Raw genomic sequence first — 15,784 nt, 5'->3', positions numbered from 1 at the left:
CTACATAACATGGGGGTATACAAGGCCCTGCTATTAGCAGGATGCGCGGGTACCGTTTCGCTGGCGATGCCAGCTTACGCGCAAGACGTTGACTGCGATGCCACTCCGGACAATCCGGCCTGCGCCGTCGCCAGCGATGCGATCATCGTCACGGGTTCGCGCATTCAGCGCCAGGACTTCGAGTCGAACAGCCCGACCATCACCGCTGACCAAGCGCTGCTGCAGAACTCGGCGACCTCCGCGGTCGAAAGCAACCTGAACAAGCTGCCGCAGTTCGTTCCGGCCCAGACCCCGACCCTGGGCGGCGATATTCAGCCAACGGCAACCAACACCCCGGGCGCCGCAACCGTATCGCTCCGCGGTATCGGTTCGAACCGCAACCTCGTCCTCGTCGACGGTCGCCGTTCGACTCCGGCGAACGCTTCGGGCGTCACCGACATCAGCACGATCCCGTCGGCCGCTATCGAGCGCGTCGAGATCATCTCGGGCGGTGCTTCGGCGACTTACGGCGCTGACGCCGTCGCCGGCGTCACCAACTTCATCCTGAAGAAGAACGTCCAGGGCCTCGAACTCGACGCCCAGGCCGGCATCACCCAGGAAGGTGACGGCTTCGAATACCAGCTGTCGGGCATCATGGGCACCGACTTCGAAGATGGCCGCGGCAACATCAGCCTCGCCCTGTCGATGAACACTCGCGAAGGCAGCTACCAGCGCGATCGCGATTGGTACACTGATGTGTGGTCCAACCCGCTTACCGCAGGCTCGGGCTTCTTCAACAGTTCGCCGGCGGTCATTCTGTCGTTCGCGAACCCGGCCAGCCCGACCGTGATCAACAACATCTTCAATCAACGCCCCGCCAATACTCCGCCTCTGGGCGGCGCAGGCTACAACATCTTCTTCAACCCGGATGGCACGGCGTGGGCCGGAAGCGGTTTCCCCCAGCGTGGCGGTGCCTATCGCTTCAACTCTGGCGCGCTTGACGGCCAGCCCTGGAAGCAGACTGCGGCCGGTAATATCGCCTTCAACAACCCGAACCTGTATCTGATCCTGCCGTTGACGCGTTACAACGCCCTTGCGCGTGGCAACTACGAGATCAACGACTGGATCGGCGTGTTCGGCCAGGCGACGTTCAGCGCCGTCAACACCTACACCCGCAACGAGCCGGGCCCGATCACCAACGGTTGGGACGTGTTCCTGCCCTACGGCACGGGTACGTACGTCGGCAGCCAGGGCCGTCAGCCGAACGGCGCGACCCTCGGCACCAACAACCCGAGCTCGGTCATCCTCAACGGGATGTCCTACAATGGCGCTCAGTACATCGATCCGACTCCGGGCGATCTCTCTGACAACCCCAACAACCCGGCATTCGCTGCGCTCTATTCGGCAGCTTATGGATGCGGCGCAGTTGGCGGGACCGGTGGCTGCACCAACAACGCGGTGATCGGCCAATTCCTCCCAGCCGAGTTACAGCAGATCCTGAACTCGCGCATGCGTCCGGCTCGGCCGGGTGAGGCAGGGTACAACCCGGATCCGACCCAGAACGCTCAGGTCTCGGGTGCCAACGAACCCTGGCAAATGTCGACCCTCATGCCGGATGACCGTGAAACCTTCACCGACGTGATGACTTACAACATCACGACCGGCCTGCAGGGTTCGGTTCCGGGCACCGACTGGACCTGGGAAGCCTTCGTCAACCACGGCGAATCGCACACCTTCGCCCGTCAGACCGGCATCTACTCGCTCGAGCGTGTTCAGACCGTTCTCAGCTCGCCGGGCTTCGGCCGTGGCTTCAGCATGACTGGCAACCAGGAATCGGGCGGCTTCGGCGCTTCGACCGGATCCTGCACCAGCGGCGTGAACTTCTTCAGCCCGCCCACGGGTGGCTTCAGCGAGGACTGCCTCGAAGCCATGCGCGCGGACCTTAAGAACCGTTCGAAGTTCCGTCAGACGATCGCCGAAGTGAACGCCCAGGGTAAGGTCATCGACCTGCCTGCCGGTGAACTCCGCGGCGCGATCGGCGCCAGCTACCGTGAAATGGACTATGAGTTCATCAACGACACGCTGACCACACAGGGCCGTTCGTACCTTGATCAGGCTCTGGGCATCTACCCGAGCGGCAACGCGGAAGGCTTCATCTCCGTTCGCGAAGTCTACGGCGAATTGCTTGTTCCGGTTCTGGCCGACATCCCGTTCATCCAGGCGTTCAACCTGGAACTCGGCGGCCGTATGTCGAACTACAGCACCACCGGCACCAGCTGGACCTACAAGCTGCTGGGTGACTGGGCGGTCAATGACTGGCTGCGTTTCCGGGGCGGCTACAACCGCGCTGAACGCGCACCGAACATCGGTGAGCTGTTCCTCTCGGCACAGCAGACTTTCGGTGTGAACAACCGCGGCGATGTCTGCTCCAGGCTCAACCCGAACTCGTTCTCCGCCAACCCGGCGGCGAATGCTGGCGGCGCAGCGGGTGCGGCGGACGTCGAAGCCACTTGCCGTGCACTGATGGCCCAGGCCAGCCCGGATGCGGCGAACCAGTACTACGGCCAGACCCAAGCCACCGGATCGTTCGGTTTCGCGTTCCCGACGCTGATCGGCAACCCGAACCTGAAGCCGGAAACGGCCGACACCTGGACGGCTGGTGTTGTGATCCAGTCCCCGATGGACAGCGGCGTGCTTTCGCGCCTTCGCCTGTCGGTCGACTGGTACGACATCACCATCAAGGACGCGATCGGCGCCCAGACGGTTGGTGCGGTGCTGCAACAGTGCTTCGACCCGACGTTCAACCCGCTCGTCAATGGTGCTGCGGGTTCGGCTGCAGCCGCCAACTCGGCCGCGGCGAACGCGTTCTGCCAACTGGTACCGCGCAACGGTACCGGCCAGCTCGGCAACGTGAAGATCACCTACACCAACGATGGTCGGGTGCATCTCTCGGGTATCGACGCTCAGCTCGACTGGGGTTACGACGTCGGTCCGGGTACGCTCACGCTGAACAGCGTGCTCAACTACCAGATGGATTTCGAGAGCTCGTCTCTCTATCCGTCGCTCCCGCTGATCGACTATGTCGGAACCACGGGTTCGGGTGAGAACGGTCTGAACGCAAACGTGTTCGAATATCGTGTCTTCACCACGGTAGGATACAGCTGGGGCCCGGCGCGTGTTGCCCTCCAGTGGCAGTATTACCCGGGTCTTGAGGACGGCGGCGAAGCCACTGTCCCCGGCGGTACTCCGGACATCGTCGGCTGGCCGAGCTACAGCCTGTTCGCCCTCAACGCGAACTATCAGCTGACCGACGATATCGGTCTCCGCTTCGGTATCGACAACTTGTTCAACAAGCGTCCGCCGTGGGGTGGTTACAACCGGAACATCACGGAGGACACTGCCGCCGTGGACGGTCAGCTCTACCCGAGCAACCTGTTCCTCAGCGCGCACGACACCAACGGTCGTCGCTTCTACATCGGCGCCAACGCGCGCTTCTAATCGAAACGGCAACAGCCGAAACTTTAGGGCCCTCCCCTCGTGGGAGGGCCCTTTTTATTTGCGCCAGGCGCAGTTGATAGCGCTGGACAATGGGCGGCCCGCTATCCCAATCTCTCTTCAAACAGGGAGAGAATTGAAAATGTCCAAGGTCGTTCGCATCCATAGCCTCGGAGGTCCGGAGGTTCTTCAGATCGAGGATCTCGATATCGGCCCGCCCGGAGTTGGCGAGGTCCGCATTCGGGTCGAGGCTGTCGGTCTGAATCGCGCCGAAGCCATGTATCGCGCCGGCCGCTATCCGATAGCGCCGCAACTACCGAGCCTCATTGGCTATGAGGGGGTTGGAGTGGTCGAGCAACTCGGCCCAGGCGTCGATGATTTTCGGGTGGGCGATCGAGTGTGCGTGTTGCCCATGATCCATCAGGGGCAGTACGGCATCTGGGCCGAGCAGGCGATCGTCCCCACTCGCATCCTCCTCCCCGCACCTCCTGGGCTTACCCCGTCCGAGGCGGCCTCAATCTGGATGCAGTACATGACGGCCTACGCGTTGATAGAGGTCGCCGAAATCGGGATCGGCGACGGCGTGGTCATCCGGGCCGCCTCATCAAGCGTCGGCATCGCGGCTATTCAACTGGCCAACTGGGCCGGCTCGATCTCGATCGCCTGCACGCGCACATCCGACAAGGCTCAGGCGCTTTTCGATCACGGGGCGGCGCATGTAATTGCGACCGACGAGGAAGACCTGGTGGCGCGCGTCATGGAAATCACCGGCGGCAAAGGCGCGCGCACCGCCTTTGATCCGGTCGGCGGCCCGTATGTGGAAACGCTCGCCAACGCCCTCGCCCCGCGCGGCATTCTCTTCATCTACGGCGGGCTCAGCGGAGAAGCTACGCCCTACCCCCATTGGCCGTGCGCTTACAAAGGCCTTTCAGTCCGCGGGTGGGTGGCGAGCGAGATCTGGAACCACCCTCATCGCTACAAGAATGCGCAGGACAAGATCCTCGCCGGGCTCGCAGGCGGTCACCTGAAGCCCGTCATCGCGAAGGAATTCCACGGATTGGACCAGATCGTGGCGGCCAACGAATTCCTGGAATCGAACCAGCAGGTCGGCAAGGTTGTCGTGAAATTCTAAGTTAAATAACAATTTACCGCAGGGAACTCAGCTTTTCTAAGAACAATGGGCGGCATCACTGCCGCCCATTGAACCCCAGAAGGAAATCAGTTCGCGAGGCTGTTCTTGTAGATCTTGCCGTCCTTCATGATGATCACGAAGCTGCGCTCGGGATCGGCAATCAGGTTGATGTTCTCCAAGGGATTTCCGTCCACCAACAGCAGGTCGGCCAGTGCGCCCTGTTCCACGACCCCCAGTTTACCGGGGTAGGGGTTGCGCCTTCCTGACAGTCGGAGGAGCTCTCCGTTGGTTCCGGTCGCCATGGCTAGTGCCTCGGCCGGAGTGTACCAACGAGTCAGCGAAGCGAGGATCGCCCCTTGCTGCTGGGCAAGAGCGCGGGAGAACAGCACATCGGTACCCCAGGCGGTCTTGAGGTGGTACTTTCTTGCCAACTGATAGGTTCGGTCGATGCCCGGCCAGACTTCATCCGCCCCTTCCCGCTGGACCGAGCCAACGGGAAACCCTTCACGAAGCGCCTCCGGAAGGGGCTGTAAACTGAGCCAGATACCTTTCTGCGCAATGAGCTGGGCCGTCGGCTCGGTCATCAGAAAGCCGTGTTCTATCACTTTGACACCGGCGTCGATCGAGGTCCTGATAGCTTCATCGGTGAATGCATGCGCGGTGACGTAAGTCCCCCAGTTGCTCGCTGCTTCGGTCGCCGCGCGTATTTCAGCTTCAGTGAAGGTTGAGACGTCCACCGGACTGAAAGGCGACGAGACTCCGCCTCCGGCGGTAAGCTTGATCTGCGAGGCGCCTCGCATCAGTTGCTCGCGCACCCGCATCCGCATTTCGTCCGGACTGTCGACAATCGCGGCGCCGCCGATTTCCTCGATCCTCGAGAGCTTGCCTGGCACTCGGGGCAGGTCGATCAACTGCCGAAAGTCGCCGTGACCGCTGGTGACTGTGATCATCGCGCCAGATGGATAGATACGCGGCCCATCGACAAGCCCCTCGTCGATCGCGCGCTTGAGCGAGAAGGCGGGACCGCCGACGTCGCGGACGGTGGTGAAGCCGCGCATTAGTGTGTCAGTCGCTTCGTCGGCCGCCACGATATTGGTGTAGCCAACGTCGTCGGCCATCATCTGGATGGGGTTCCCGCGGATCAGCATCGCATGCCAGTGGGCGTCAATAAGCCCTGGCATTAGCGTGCGCCCTCCACCGTCGATAACGGTCGCTCCAGGTTCCACTTCGATCGCCCCGGCCGAGATGCGCTCGATCGTTTGTCCCCTGACGAGCACGTTGGACGGGCCTGAAAGAGGCGATCCGGTGCCGTCGAATATTCGGACATTCTGGAATAGCGTCGTTTCGCTCGTCGCCGTAGGTTCTTGTGCGCTGGCGCTGGGTAGAGGTACCGTGGCGATGGCCAAAAGCACGGCCAGCACAGACGGTCGGAACAACACTTTCATAGAGCTACTCCCTGGTTTTGGTTTCTCCGTCGCAGGCAGTTAGAGCGAAGTGAATTCCACTTCGGATTATGATTTCAAAGGTCGATGAGTGGCAGCAGAAAGAAACCCCCAGAACCATAACTCTCTTGTCGGTCACCCGGTTCCCATGCTGGCGAGAGGAGGCAGCCGAGCGGCAAACCGTCGAGCGCTCGGGTTTAACCCTGATTGCCACCGGGGGCCGGAGCCCGGAGTCTTTCCAGTAGATTCGATCCGAACGGATCGCTTCCCGTCGCCCGAGGTGTAGATCTCGGTTCTGCAGCGCCGGTCCTGCAGGCCGGCATTTTGGTAAGGGATCCTGTCCCATGACTCACGTCACGACTTCTGATGGCACCCGCATTTTCTACAAGGACTGGGGACCGAAAGACGCGCAGCCGATCGTATTTCACCACGGTTGGCCTTTGAGTGCCGACGATTGGGACAACCAGATGCTGTTCTTCGGCGCCTTGGGGTATCGTGTGATCGCGCACGACCGTCGCGGCCACGGTCGCTCGAGCCAGACAAGCGACGGCAATGAGATGGACACCTACGCGTCAGACGTGGCGGCACTTGTGGCTGAACTCGATCTTCGCAATGCAATCCATATCGGACATTCCACGGGTGGCGGCGAGGTCGCGCGCTACGTCGCCCGAGCCGAACCGGGACGGGTCGCCAAGGCGATACTGATCGACGCCGTGCCTCCGGTCATGGTCAAGAAGGATACGAACCCGGGTGGCACGCCAATCGAAGTCTTCGACGGCTTTCGTGCGGCGCTGGCGGCCAATCGTGCGCAGCTTTACCTCGATATCCCCACCGGGCCTTTCTACGGCTTCAACCGACCAGGCGCGAAGGTCTCCGAAGGACTCATTCGTAACTGGTGGCGGCAGGGCATGATGGGGAGCGCCAAGGCTGGATATGAATGTATCAAGGCGTTTTCCGAAACAGACTTCACCGAAGATCTCAAAGCCATCGCTGTGCCGGTGCTGGTCATCCACAGCGAGGACGACCAGATCGTGCCCTACGCTGACTCCGCCCCCCTCACCGTGAAGCTACTGAGAAACGGCACACTCAAAACATACAAGGACTTGCCGCATGGCTTGTGTCAGACTCATCCCGAAATCGTGAATGCGGACATCCTTGCCTTCATCCGCGGCGAAGAGGCGAAACCAGAGCTGCAGGAGGCAAACGCTCAGCCCGTCGCAGGGTAAAGCCAGAATACGCCGGCCCGGTCGAACGGCTGGGCCGGCACAAGGGAGTCGACCAATGAAGCTCTATTATTCTCCTGGCGCCTGCAGCCTTGCTGCCCGTATTTCCCTGCACGAGGCCGGGATCGTGGCCGAGTTCGAACGCGTCGACCTCAAGGCCAAGATCACGGAGACTGGAGGTGACTATACGGCGATAAATCCGGCAGGCTCGGTCCCCTTGCTGGTGCTCGACGACGGTACTTCAATCACCGAGAACGTCGCGGTCCTTGACCTGATCGCCCAGCGCGAACCCCGGCTCGGTGTCGGGGGTCCGCTTGGCCGCACCCGTCTTATCGAGATGTTGTCGTACCTTTCGACCGAACTCCACATCGCCTTCAAGCCTTTCTGGCGTGCCGCGAACGCGGCAGAGAAAGACGACGCCACTCAGGCGGTCGCCAAACGCTTGACCTTGCTCGAAAACCGTATTGTCGAGCCCTATCTGTTCGGCCCCGACTTCACTATCGCTGACGCCTACCTGTTCGTCATGTTGCGCTGGGCCAAGGCGTTCGGGCTGATCATCCCACCGCGCTTGCTCAAGCAGTTCCAGCAGACCTCGCAGCGAAGCTCGGTTCAGCAGGCTCTGGCCGAAGAGGCGGAACCCGCCTTACACGATTGATCGTCATCACAGGGGGAAATCGGATGGGCAAGCCGCGCCTTTTCCTGGGTTCGTCAGGCAAGCAGGGCAAATTGCTCGCGGCACTGACCCGAGGCCTGGGGGACGTCGCGGAAGTTGAACCCTGGACGACGAGCTTTAGCCCAGGCACGACAACCCTGGGGCGGCTCTTAGAGCTCACTCGCGAGGTGGACTTTGCCGCCTTCATTTTCGCTCAGGACGATTGGACCAGCGCACCAAGCGACCCCGACAACGGCCAGGCCTCGCCGCGGGACAATGTTGTTTTCGAAGCCGGCCTGTTCGGTGGGGTACTCGGCATGCGGCGAACCTTTATCTTGCATGCCCGTGGCTCGAAGCTTCCGACGGACCTGCTCGGCCTCACATGCGTCCGCTACGAAGACGTCATAACTGCGGCGGAAACCAGGAACATCAACCAGAAGCTCCGCCAGGCGATCGAAAGCGAAGGGAACCTCACCCGGATGCAAGGAAGCTGGTGGCAATATTCGCTGACCGAGCGCACCGAGCGTGAACCCTCCGCCCTGGGCCTCTTGCGGATTTCACGGGACCGAGACGGCGCCCTCGAGTTGACCGGCAGTTCCTGGCGAGAAGACGGGAAACTCTCGGCCAGATATTGGAGCGAGGCAGCGAAGGAGAAGCGCGAGCCGGCAGGGCTCTTCTACTACTGGAAGGGAGAGCGACCTCTGTCGGCAGACGCTCCTCAAATGCATGGCACCGGCGAAATCCGCCTGGAGTCGGCTGACCGGGCGTCAGGATATTTTACGACCCAATCTGATGCCGACCCTCAATCGAACACCCGCACGGCCGGAGTTTACGTTCGGGCCGACGCCGAAGACATTCGCATCCTCGACAGCGGCACCGACCAACAGCGTGCAAGCCTCCTTTCCGAACGGCTACGAGAATGGCGAGGAGTGGTTAGCAGCTGACGGGGCTATCGAGCGCGGCCCAGGCACCACGGTGTTCGGATCATCGCACCATCACGGTTCCAATTGCGTGGTTGCCGGTCTCGCAGGCAAATCCGCCACAACAATCGTCCGCCGCTTCTAGGTCGGTAGCCGGTCAGCTAGTGCCTCCTGCATCCACGACGTCGCAGGACCCGGGCGGGTGTCCCTTCGCCACAGCGCGTGCAGCAAGTAGGCCACCGGTGGATTTTCGGGAAGTTCCAGCTTCACCAGGCGGCCTTGGCTGATTTCTTCGGCCACGACGTGCAATGGCATGTTCCCCCACCCAATCCCTTCCAGCAATAGGGCGTGCTTTGCGCCCAAGTCGGCCAGCCGCCATGTTCGGGGGCTGATGACCGAGAATTCCTTGCCCTCGGTAAGGGAGGACCGGTCGGTCAGAACGAGCTGAAGGTGGCGCTTCGCTTCGCCAGGCGCGATCTCTTGTAGTTGCGCCAAAGGGTGTGCGGGCGACGCGACCGGTATCAGGCTTACGCTGCCGACAGACCTGCGCTGCAATTCGGGCAGGTCGAGGATGTCCGGCCCGGCCACGGCCAGATCGGCTCGGCGGTCGAGCACGAGCGCCGCGACTGCGCCGAGCGCCTCGACATGGAGCCGCAAGTCCACGCTCGGGAAGATGACCTGGAAGTCACGGAGTATCGCGGCGACGGTCGTGCTTGGGACCATCACGTCGACCGCCAACGACAGCTCCGTCTCCAAGCCCTGGCGAACACTTCGCGCGCGCGCCATAAGACCGTCTACCTCGTCGATCACGGAGCGCGCATCGGCCAGCAAAGCACGCCCCGGATCGGTCAGCTTCGGGCGACGCGATCCTTCTCGGTCAAACAGCTTCACTCCGAGATGCAGTTCGAGCGCCGCGATTCCATAACTTATTACCGACAGCGCGCGGCCAAGTTTCCTGGCGGCCTGGTTGAAGCTTCCCTGCTCCGCGACGGCGAGGAATATCCTGAGCTGATCAACGGTGGGACTGCCTACTTCCATCGTACAACTTTCCTGATCATTTCATGTCACTTTATCCGGCTTTTTCTGAATAGCTGCAAGGGCCATATCGGTCGGGACACAAGTGTTCCGGAGATCAAAAATGATAGAAGTTCGACCGTTCGCTGGCCTCGGAGCCGCTGACCATGGCTGGCTCGATGCACACCATCACTTTTCTTTTGCCGACTATCACGATCCGGCGCGCACCAATTGGGGTCAACTCCGGGTGTGGAACGACGACACTATCGCGCCAAAGACGGGATTTCCGCCGCACCCTCACCGGGACATGGAGATCATTACCTATGTCCGCCAAGGGGCGATCACGCACCAGGACAGCCTGGGCAACACAGGCCGTACCGAAGCTGGAGACGTTCAGGTCATGTCCGCAGGCAGCGGCGTCACCCACTCGGAGTACAATCTCGAGGACGTTGCCACGCAGATCTTCCAGATCTGGATCATACCCGACCAGCGTGGTGGTGAACCGAGCTGGGGTGCGCGGCCCTTTCCCAAGGGTGATAGGGCGGGACAATTCGTGACCTTGGCTTCAGGCATCGAAGGTGACGCCGGCAGCTTGCCAATCCGCACTCACGCTCGCGTGCTCGGAGCGACCGTCAAGGCCGGAGAAACGGTAGCCTACGAGACGTCGCCCGATCGCCACCTCTACCTGGTGCCCGCTATCGGAAGGGTCCGCATCGGCGAGGCGGAGATCAACGCACGTGATGGGGCGGCGATCACGGGGCTCGGGCGGATTGAGGTGACCGCCCTGGAAGACGCCGAATTGGTTCTGGTCGACGCGCGCTGAACCCGCGCGCTCGCCCCGCCGGCCGGTGAGCGAGGCTTCCCCCTGCTCCCGCTCACTGGCCCTCAGCTTGAAATTGGAGACATGAAATGACCCAGACCCGTAAAATAGCCGTCATCGTTGGCAGCCTCCGTAAGGAGTCGCTGAACCGCAAAGCCGCGCTCGCGCTGGCCCGCCTTGCGCCTCCAGGCGTGGAGCTGGAGATCGTCGAGATCGGTGACCTGCCTCTCTACGACGAGGACATCGAGGCGGCCGGAGTGCCCGGTCCGTGGGCTCGGTTTCGCGACGAGATAAAGGCCAGCGACGCGGTCCTGTTCGTAACCCCTGAATACAACCGCTCGGTTCCCGGTGCGCTCAAGAACGCTATCGACGTCGGCTCGCGGCCTTACGGCGCCAGCGCTTTCGCGGGTAAACCGGCGGCCGTCATGAGCCTGTCGCAAGGGGCCATCGGCGGCTTCGGTGCCAATCATCACCTGCGCCAGTCGCTCGTCTTCCTCGGGATGCCCGTGCTGCAGCAACCCGAAGCGTACGTGGGTGGAGCGGGAGCCCTGTTCGGCGCGAATGGCGACATCACCGATGACGGTACCCGGGATTTCTTCAGGACCTTCATCGAGGCCTTTGCGGCTTGGATGGAGCAAAACTCCGAACCGCAGGTGGCTTCAGGCAGGTAGCAAAGTACATCAGGATCGTGGCAAGGCTCTAGATTTCTGGATAGAGCCTTGACTACCTAAACCGATCACCATCAAGCGTAACCGAAATTTCTTTATACAGAAGAAAAGTCATTCTATTAATAAATATACTAGCTTAGAACATTTTTACATTTTTACAATTTGGTCTTTCAATATGGTTCCGCACAGTCTTCCCGTTGAAAGATATCTCGAAGAACCTATATAGCGGTCATGAAAGTCAAATTTCCATTCGGTTGCCGTGAGCCTCAGAAGCTGAAGATCGGCACTTAGCCGGACGCGCGCCTCGCCGCGCCCGTCCGGCAAGCGAGGCATCCCGAGACATCCTCAGCCGTCGAGGCTGATCCAACCGAATCTTTCGATGCCAGGCGAATCCCTCTCCGAGAGGCTCGCGCCGTCAGGCGCTCATCATTTTGCTGCGCAAGGAAGATGCACGATGGCAACCCAACACTTTTCTAGGTCACGAGCGCTGTCGGAAGGCGCCGCCGAGGCCGAAACTTTGCTCAACCGCTATCCGGAGATCAGCGAGCAGGAGCTCGACACCATGATCCGCACGTTCACCCATCTGCCGCTACTCGACTTCGGACTGCTTGCAGCCGACGAGCGTTTAGGCGGCAAGCTCGACGCATTCTACGCCGACCACGGCGACAAGCTGCGTCCGCCGCTTTCGGGAATGGTGTGGGCTATCGCTGTTCCGGTTCTGATCGTCGCGATCGCGCTGATCTACTCCGCTGTGACCTGACCGAAGTTGGCGACGTGGGGAAATTGAAGACACCGCTGGTCTTCGAAACTCAGGACAGCACTTCCTGCGTATGACGGGCGATCATGCGCTCCTCATCTGTTGGTATCACCCAGACCTCAACAGCGGCGGTAGGGTGACTGAGCCTTCGTTCGCCAGAGCCTTCCGTCTCAGTGATTTGGACCCCGAGCCACGAGCAACGCTCCGCCACGCGACGGCGAAGGTCATGGTCGTTTTCTCCAATGCCGCCAGTAAAGACAAGTCCGTCCAGCCCGCCCAGCGCCGCTGCAAGCGAGCCTATCTCCCGTACAATGCGATAGACGAAGAGGTCGATTGCAAGCGAGGCGCGTTGGTCCGCGGAAGCTTTGAGTTCACGCATGTCGGATGAGATGCCGGACACTCCAAGAAGGCCGGACTTCTTGTAGATCAAGGTCTCAAGGGCCCGGGCATCCATGCCGTGCTGATCCATCAGGTAGATCAGGATGCCGGGATCGATAGAGCCACAGCGCGTCCCCATCACCAATCCTTCGACAGCGGTGAAACCCATTGTCGTTGCCTGGCTCTGGCCCTTCTTGATCGCGCACAAACTTGCGCCGTTACCAAGGTGGGCGAGGATCGCACGACCTTCCGCAAGCCATGGAGTCAATTCGTGGAGGCGCCCGGTGACATATTCGTACGACAGGCCGTGAAATCCGTACCGTCTGATCCCTTCCTCGGTTAGTTCCTTGGGGAGGGCGTAAATTTGTGCGAGCTCGGGCTGGTTGCGGTGAAAGGCCGTGTCGAAACACGCCGCCTGCGGCATCTCGGGCGCCGCCGCTGCTATGGCCTCGATCGCGGCCAGGTTATGGGGTTGATGCAGAGGGGCCAAGGGCGTTAGCGCTTTGAGTTCACGCATGACCTCGGGGTCAATGCGCGTGGGCGCATGGTACTTGGTCCCGCCGTGGACGACGCGGTGACCGATCCCCGATACCTTCCGCCCAGCGAGCAGTTCGATCGAAGTGTGCAAAACCACCTGCGCCCCGTCATGGTGGTCGATCGCGTCGGGCGCCCACTCGCGATCAACGAGCACTTCGCCGTTTGCATCGGTGATATGGAGACGAGGAGCGACGCCCAGCTTTTCCATCTGTCCGCGAAAGAGCAGATTTCCCTCGCGGCCATCGGCATAGAGGGCAAACTTTATGCTCGACGAGCCGGCGTTGATGACCGCGATGGCCTGGCTCATCGACCACCCCCGACGATGGCGAGAGCAAGGTTCATGGAATCGCTCCGCTTGCGTTCGCTCGGCCGGCGGCAACGAGCAACAACGCCACGGCGCAGGATGCCAGCCGAGTCAGGAGCAAGTCCGCCCGGCTGGTGAGGATGATCGGAACTCGTGCCCCGAGAACGATCCCGGCCGCGTCTGCCCCCGCGAGAAACGACAGGCTTTTGGCCAGCATGTTCCCCGCTTCAAGATCTGGCACGACCAATACATTGGCCCGTCCCGCGACAGACGAGACGATCCTTTTCACCGCTGCAGCTTCCATGCTGATGGCATTGTCTAGCGCCAGGGGCCCGTCGAGCACTCCGCCGGTGATCTGGCCGCGGTCGGTCATCTTGCACAGCGCCGCAGCTTCCAAAGTGGAGGGCACGTCCGGGTTGATCGTTTCCATCGCGCTCAGGATCGCCACGCGCGGCTCCGCCACACCCATCGCGTGAGCAAGATCGATTGCATTCTGAACGATGTCGATCTTCACCTTGAGGTCGGGCGCAATGTTGACGGCCGCGTCGGTGATGATGAGCGCGTCGGGATGGCCCGGGACATCCATGATGAAGCAATGGCTGATGCGGCGCTCCGTGCGCAAGCCGGTCTCACGTGCGACGACGGCGGACATCAACTCGTCGGTGTGGAGGCTGCCTTTCATCAAGGCTTCGGCACGCCCTTCTCGCACGAGCCCGACGGCCTTTGCCGCTGCGTCATGGCTGTGCGCGGCGTCCACGATCTCCAGGCCGCCGGTGTCGATGCCAGCTTCCGCCGCCGCGTGTTCGATCTTCTCGCGCGGACCGACAAGAATGGGCGTGATGAGCTTGAGCCGCGCCGCTTCCACGGCACTCTCCAGCGAAACCTTGTCGCAGGGATGCACGATCGCAGTGACCGCGGGTGCTTCACGCTGAGCACGCTCCACAAGCCGCCTGAACTTCTCGTGATTGTCACCCGCGGTGGCGGAACTCGCTTCGAGGGTAGGCATTATCGGTCTCCTCTCGAGCCAAGCCTCAACCGGGCCTGTTCCACTGGGCGTCATCCAGGTTCCACCCGCCCCCAAGCGCCTTGTAGAGGCTCACGACCGCCACGAGCTGAGCCTCCTGGACTCGCGCAAGCTCGGCTTCGGCCGGGAAGAGCTGCTGCTGCGCTTCGATCACCTCGAAGTAGCTCGCCCGGCCGGCACGATACCGGGTGTCGGCCAGTTCGACCGCCTGTCGCATCGCCGCGACCTGGGATTCGAGCGAGGCCCGACGCTCAACGAGAGTTTGCTGGGCGGTAAGCGCGTCCGAGGTCTCGCGGAAAGCCACGAGGATGGTCTGGCGGTATTGGGCGACACTCTCGTCCCAATAGGCCTTCCGTTCGTTGTAGATCGACTCCAGTCGCCCACCGGTGAACAGCGGCCCGGCGAGGCCGAGCCCCGCTTGCCACAGACCGAAAGTGCCATCGAGGCCGCCCTGCCCATTCACCCCGATCACGCCCGCGAGCGTCGACAGGCCGATGCGCGGATAGAAGTCCGCGATCGCAGCGCCGATCTGGGCATTGGCCCGGATCATGTCCTGCTCGGCCCGGCGAATGTCGGGCCGGCGCTTGATGAGGTCGGTGGTCAGGCCAACTGGGGTTTCAGGCATGCGCTGCGCGGTCAGCGGCTGGCCGCGTTCGATCGCGTGCGGATAGCCGCCGGCGAGCACGCTCAGGGCGTTCTCCTGCTCGGCGATCTGGCGCTTGAGGTCGGCAATCCGGGCGCCGGTGGAATCGAGCGCGGCCTTGGCTCGTTCCACGGGCAGTCGGCTGTCGCGGCCGGCTTCGAAGCGCAGCGTGAACAGCTCGTGTGTCTTGTTGAAGACGCCCTGGCTCTCTTCGGCGATGGCCAGTTCGCGGTCTAGCTGGAGCAAGCGGAAATAGCCGCTTGCCGCATCGCTGACCAAGGCGAGCATGATCCCCCGGCGCACTTCTTCCTGAGCATAGAGATTGGCGCGAGCCGCTTCGGTCTGACGCGCGATGCGGCCCCAGATATCGAATTCCCATGCAGCTTCGATCACGCCGCCAACCGAGGCGAACTCGGCCGTGCCGATTTCGTCGGGCGTTGGGAGGAAGCTCTTCTGGCCGCCGGCGAAGCCATCGACGTTGACCTGCGGGAGGCCTTCGGATTTGGCCACGCCGACCAGGGCACGAGCCTGCTCGATCCGGGCGACCGCGACCGAAAGATCGTTGTTGTTCTGCAGGGTCTGCGAGATCAGCTTCTGCAAGGCAGGATCGTCGAACACTTCCCACCAGGCTCGGTCGGCCAGAGAGTTCGCGTCGGCCGGCGTTATCTGCGACCGGAACTCGCCCGGTTGAGCCACCTCGGGCCGCTCGTAGTCGGGACCCATTACGCAGCCGGCCAACATCAGCGGGACAAAGGCAGCTGTCAGTCGAGGCCAACGATCTATTCGCATAATCGCC

13 protein-coding genes are annotated in these 15,784 nt (G+C 61.8%); 8 read left to right on the top strand and 5 right to left on the bottom strand.

Annotated features, from left to right (window positions below; genetic code table 11):
- Positions 1–9: 9 nt before the first annotated feature.
- Positions 10–3,477, top strand: coding sequence for a TonB-dependent receptor domain-containing protein (locus tag KK137_RS04870; RefSeq protein ID WP_214534977.1), 3,468 nt, complete (start codon positions 10–12; stop codon positions 3,475–3,477).
- 139 nt (positions 3,478–3,616) lie between these two features.
- A complete protein-coding gene (locus tag KK137_RS04865; protein WP_214534975.1) occupies positions 3,617–4,606 on the top strand; it encodes a zinc-dependent alcohol dehydrogenase family protein in 990 nt (329 codons plus the stop codon).
- Between the two features lie 86 nt (positions 4,607–4,692).
- Here the strand turns inward: KK137_RS04865 and KK137_RS04860 are convergent, their stop codons facing one another.
- A complete protein-coding gene (locus tag KK137_RS04860; RefSeq protein ID WP_214534974.1) occupies positions 4,693–6,051 on the bottom strand; it encodes a metal-dependent hydrolase family protein in 1,359 nt (452 codons plus the stop codon).
- Between the two features lie 341 nt (positions 6,052–6,392).
- Here KK137_RS04860 and KK137_RS04855 point away from each other — a divergent pair, with 341 nt between their 5' ends.
- Genes KK137_RS04855 through KK137_RS04845 form a run of 3 tightly spaced genes read left to right on the top strand, consistent with a single transcriptional unit; the run spans position 6,393 to position 8,867 of the window.
- Complete coding sequence (locus KK137_RS04855) at positions 6,393–7,274, top strand: alpha/beta fold hydrolase (RefSeq protein ID WP_214534973.1); 882 nt, start codon at positions 6,393–6,395, stop codon at positions 7,272–7,274.
- 55 nt (positions 7,275–7,329) lie between these two features.
- On the top strand, positions 7,330–7,926 hold the full coding sequence (locus KK137_RS04850; protein ID WP_214534971.1) for a glutathione binding-like protein: 597 nt from the start codon (positions 7,330–7,332) through the stop codon (positions 7,924–7,926).
- Positions 7,927–7,949: 23 nt separating this feature from the next.
- The gene (locus tag KK137_RS04845; RefSeq protein ID WP_214534969.1) at positions 7,950–8,867 is read left to right on the top strand and encodes a TIR domain-containing protein; all 918 of its coding nucleotides are present in this window, start codon (positions 7,950–7,952) and stop codon (positions 8,865–8,867) included.
- Between the two features lie 117 nt (positions 8,868–8,984).
- Here KK137_RS04845 and KK137_RS04840 read toward each other — a convergent pair whose 3' ends face one another.
- Complete coding sequence (locus KK137_RS04840; RefSeq protein WP_214534967.1) at positions 8,985–9,881, bottom strand: LysR family transcriptional regulator; 897 nt, start codon at positions 9,879–9,881, stop codon at positions 8,985–8,987.
- Positions 9,882–9,981: 100 nt separating this feature from the next.
- Here KK137_RS04840 and KK137_RS04835 point away from each other — a divergent pair, with 100 nt between their 5' ends.
- From KK137_RS04835 to KK137_RS04825, 3 genes are all read left to right on the top strand, one after another.
- Positions 9,982–10,680, top strand: coding sequence for a pirin family protein (locus KK137_RS04835; protein WP_214534965.1), 699 nt, complete (start codon positions 9,982–9,984; stop codon positions 10,678–10,680).
- Between the two features lie 86 nt (positions 10,681–10,766).
- On the top strand, positions 10,767–11,348 hold the full coding sequence (locus tag KK137_RS04830; protein WP_214534964.1) for an NADPH-dependent FMN reductase: 582 nt from the start codon (positions 10,767–10,769) through the stop codon (positions 11,346–11,348).
- A gap of 451 nt (positions 11,349–11,799) precedes the next feature.
- On the top strand, positions 11,800–12,105 hold the full coding sequence (locus KK137_RS04825) for a hypothetical protein (protein WP_214534963.1): 306 nt from the start codon (positions 11,800–11,802) through the stop codon (positions 12,103–12,105).
- 49 nt (positions 12,106–12,154) lie between these two features.
- Here the strand turns inward: KK137_RS04825 and KK137_RS04820 are convergent, their stop codons facing one another.
- Genes KK137_RS04820 through KK137_RS04810 form a run of 3 tightly spaced genes read right to left on the bottom strand, consistent with a single transcriptional unit; the run spans position 12,155 to position 15,777 of the window.
- Positions 12,155–13,324: an acetate/propionate family kinase gene (locus KK137_RS04820; RefSeq protein WP_214534962.1), complete on the bottom strand. Its 1,170-nt coding sequence runs from the start codon at positions 13,322–13,324 to the stop codon at positions 12,155–12,157.
- Between the two features lie 31 nt (positions 13,325–13,355).
- On the bottom strand, positions 13,356–14,327 hold the full coding sequence (locus KK137_RS04815) for a phosphate acetyltransferase (protein WP_420829312.1): 972 nt from the start codon (positions 14,325–14,327) through the stop codon (positions 13,356–13,358).
- A 25-nt stretch (positions 14,328–14,352) separates the two neighbouring features.
- Complete coding sequence (locus KK137_RS04810) at positions 14,353–15,777, bottom strand: efflux transporter outer membrane subunit (RefSeq protein WP_214534960.1); 1,425 nt, start codon at positions 15,775–15,777, stop codon at positions 14,353–14,355.
- Between the last annotated feature and the right edge of the window lie 7 nt (positions 15,778–15,784).

This window comes from Croceibacterium selenioxidans (assembly GCF_018599195.1).
Taxonomy (GTDB): Bacteria; Pseudomonadota; Alphaproteobacteria; order Sphingomonadales; family Sphingomonadaceae; genus Croceibacterium_A; species Croceibacterium_A selenioxidans.
The sequence above is the reverse complement of the archived record's forward strand: the minus strand, read 5'-3'. Positions and strand labels throughout refer to the sequence as shown.

Coding starts and splice junctions, on each gene's coding strand:
- KK137_RS04870 (WP_214534977.1), top strand. CDS start 10: ATGGGGGTATACAAGGCCCTGCTATTAGCAGGATGCGCGGGTACCGTT.
- KK137_RS04865 (WP_214534975.1), top strand. CDS start 3,617: ATGTCCAAGGTCGTTCGCATCCATAGCCTCGGAGGTCCGGAGGTTCTT.
- KK137_RS04860 (WP_214534974.1), bottom strand. CDS start 6,051: ATGAAAGTGTTGTTCCGACCGTCTGTGCTGGCCGTGCTTTTGGCCATC.
- KK137_RS04855 (WP_214534973.1), top strand. CDS start 6,393: ATGACTCACGTCACGACTTCTGATGGCACCCGCATTTTCTACAAGGAC.
- KK137_RS04850 (WP_214534971.1), top strand. CDS start 7,330: ATGAAGCTCTATTATTCTCCTGGCGCCTGCAGCCTTGCTGCCCGTATT.
- KK137_RS04845 (WP_214534969.1), top strand. CDS start 7,950: ATGGGCAAGCCGCGCCTTTTCCTGGGTTCGTCAGGCAAGCAGGGCAAA.
- KK137_RS04840 (WP_214534967.1), bottom strand. CDS start 9,881: ATGGAAGTAGGCAGTCCCACCGTTGATCAGCTCAGGATATTCCTCGCC.
- KK137_RS04835 (WP_214534965.1), top strand. CDS start 9,982: ATGATAGAAGTTCGACCGTTCGCTGGCCTCGGAGCCGCTGACCATGGC.
- KK137_RS04830 (WP_214534964.1), top strand. CDS start 10,767: ATGACCCAGACCCGTAAAATAGCCGTCATCGTTGGCAGCCTCCGTAAG.
- KK137_RS04825 (WP_214534963.1), top strand. CDS start 11,800: ATGGCAACCCAACACTTTTCTAGGTCACGAGCGCTGTCGGAAGGCGCC.
- KK137_RS04820 (WP_214534962.1), bottom strand. CDS start 13,324: ATGAGCCAGGCCATCGCGGTCATCAACGCCGGCTCGTCGAGCATAAAG.
- KK137_RS04815 (WP_420829312.1), bottom strand. CDS start 14,327: ATGCCTACCCTCGAAGCGAGTTCCGCCACCGCGGGTGACAATCACGAG.
- KK137_RS04810 (WP_214534960.1), bottom strand. CDS start 15,777: ATGCGAATAGATCGTTGGCCTCGACTGACAGCTGCCTTTGTCCCGCTG.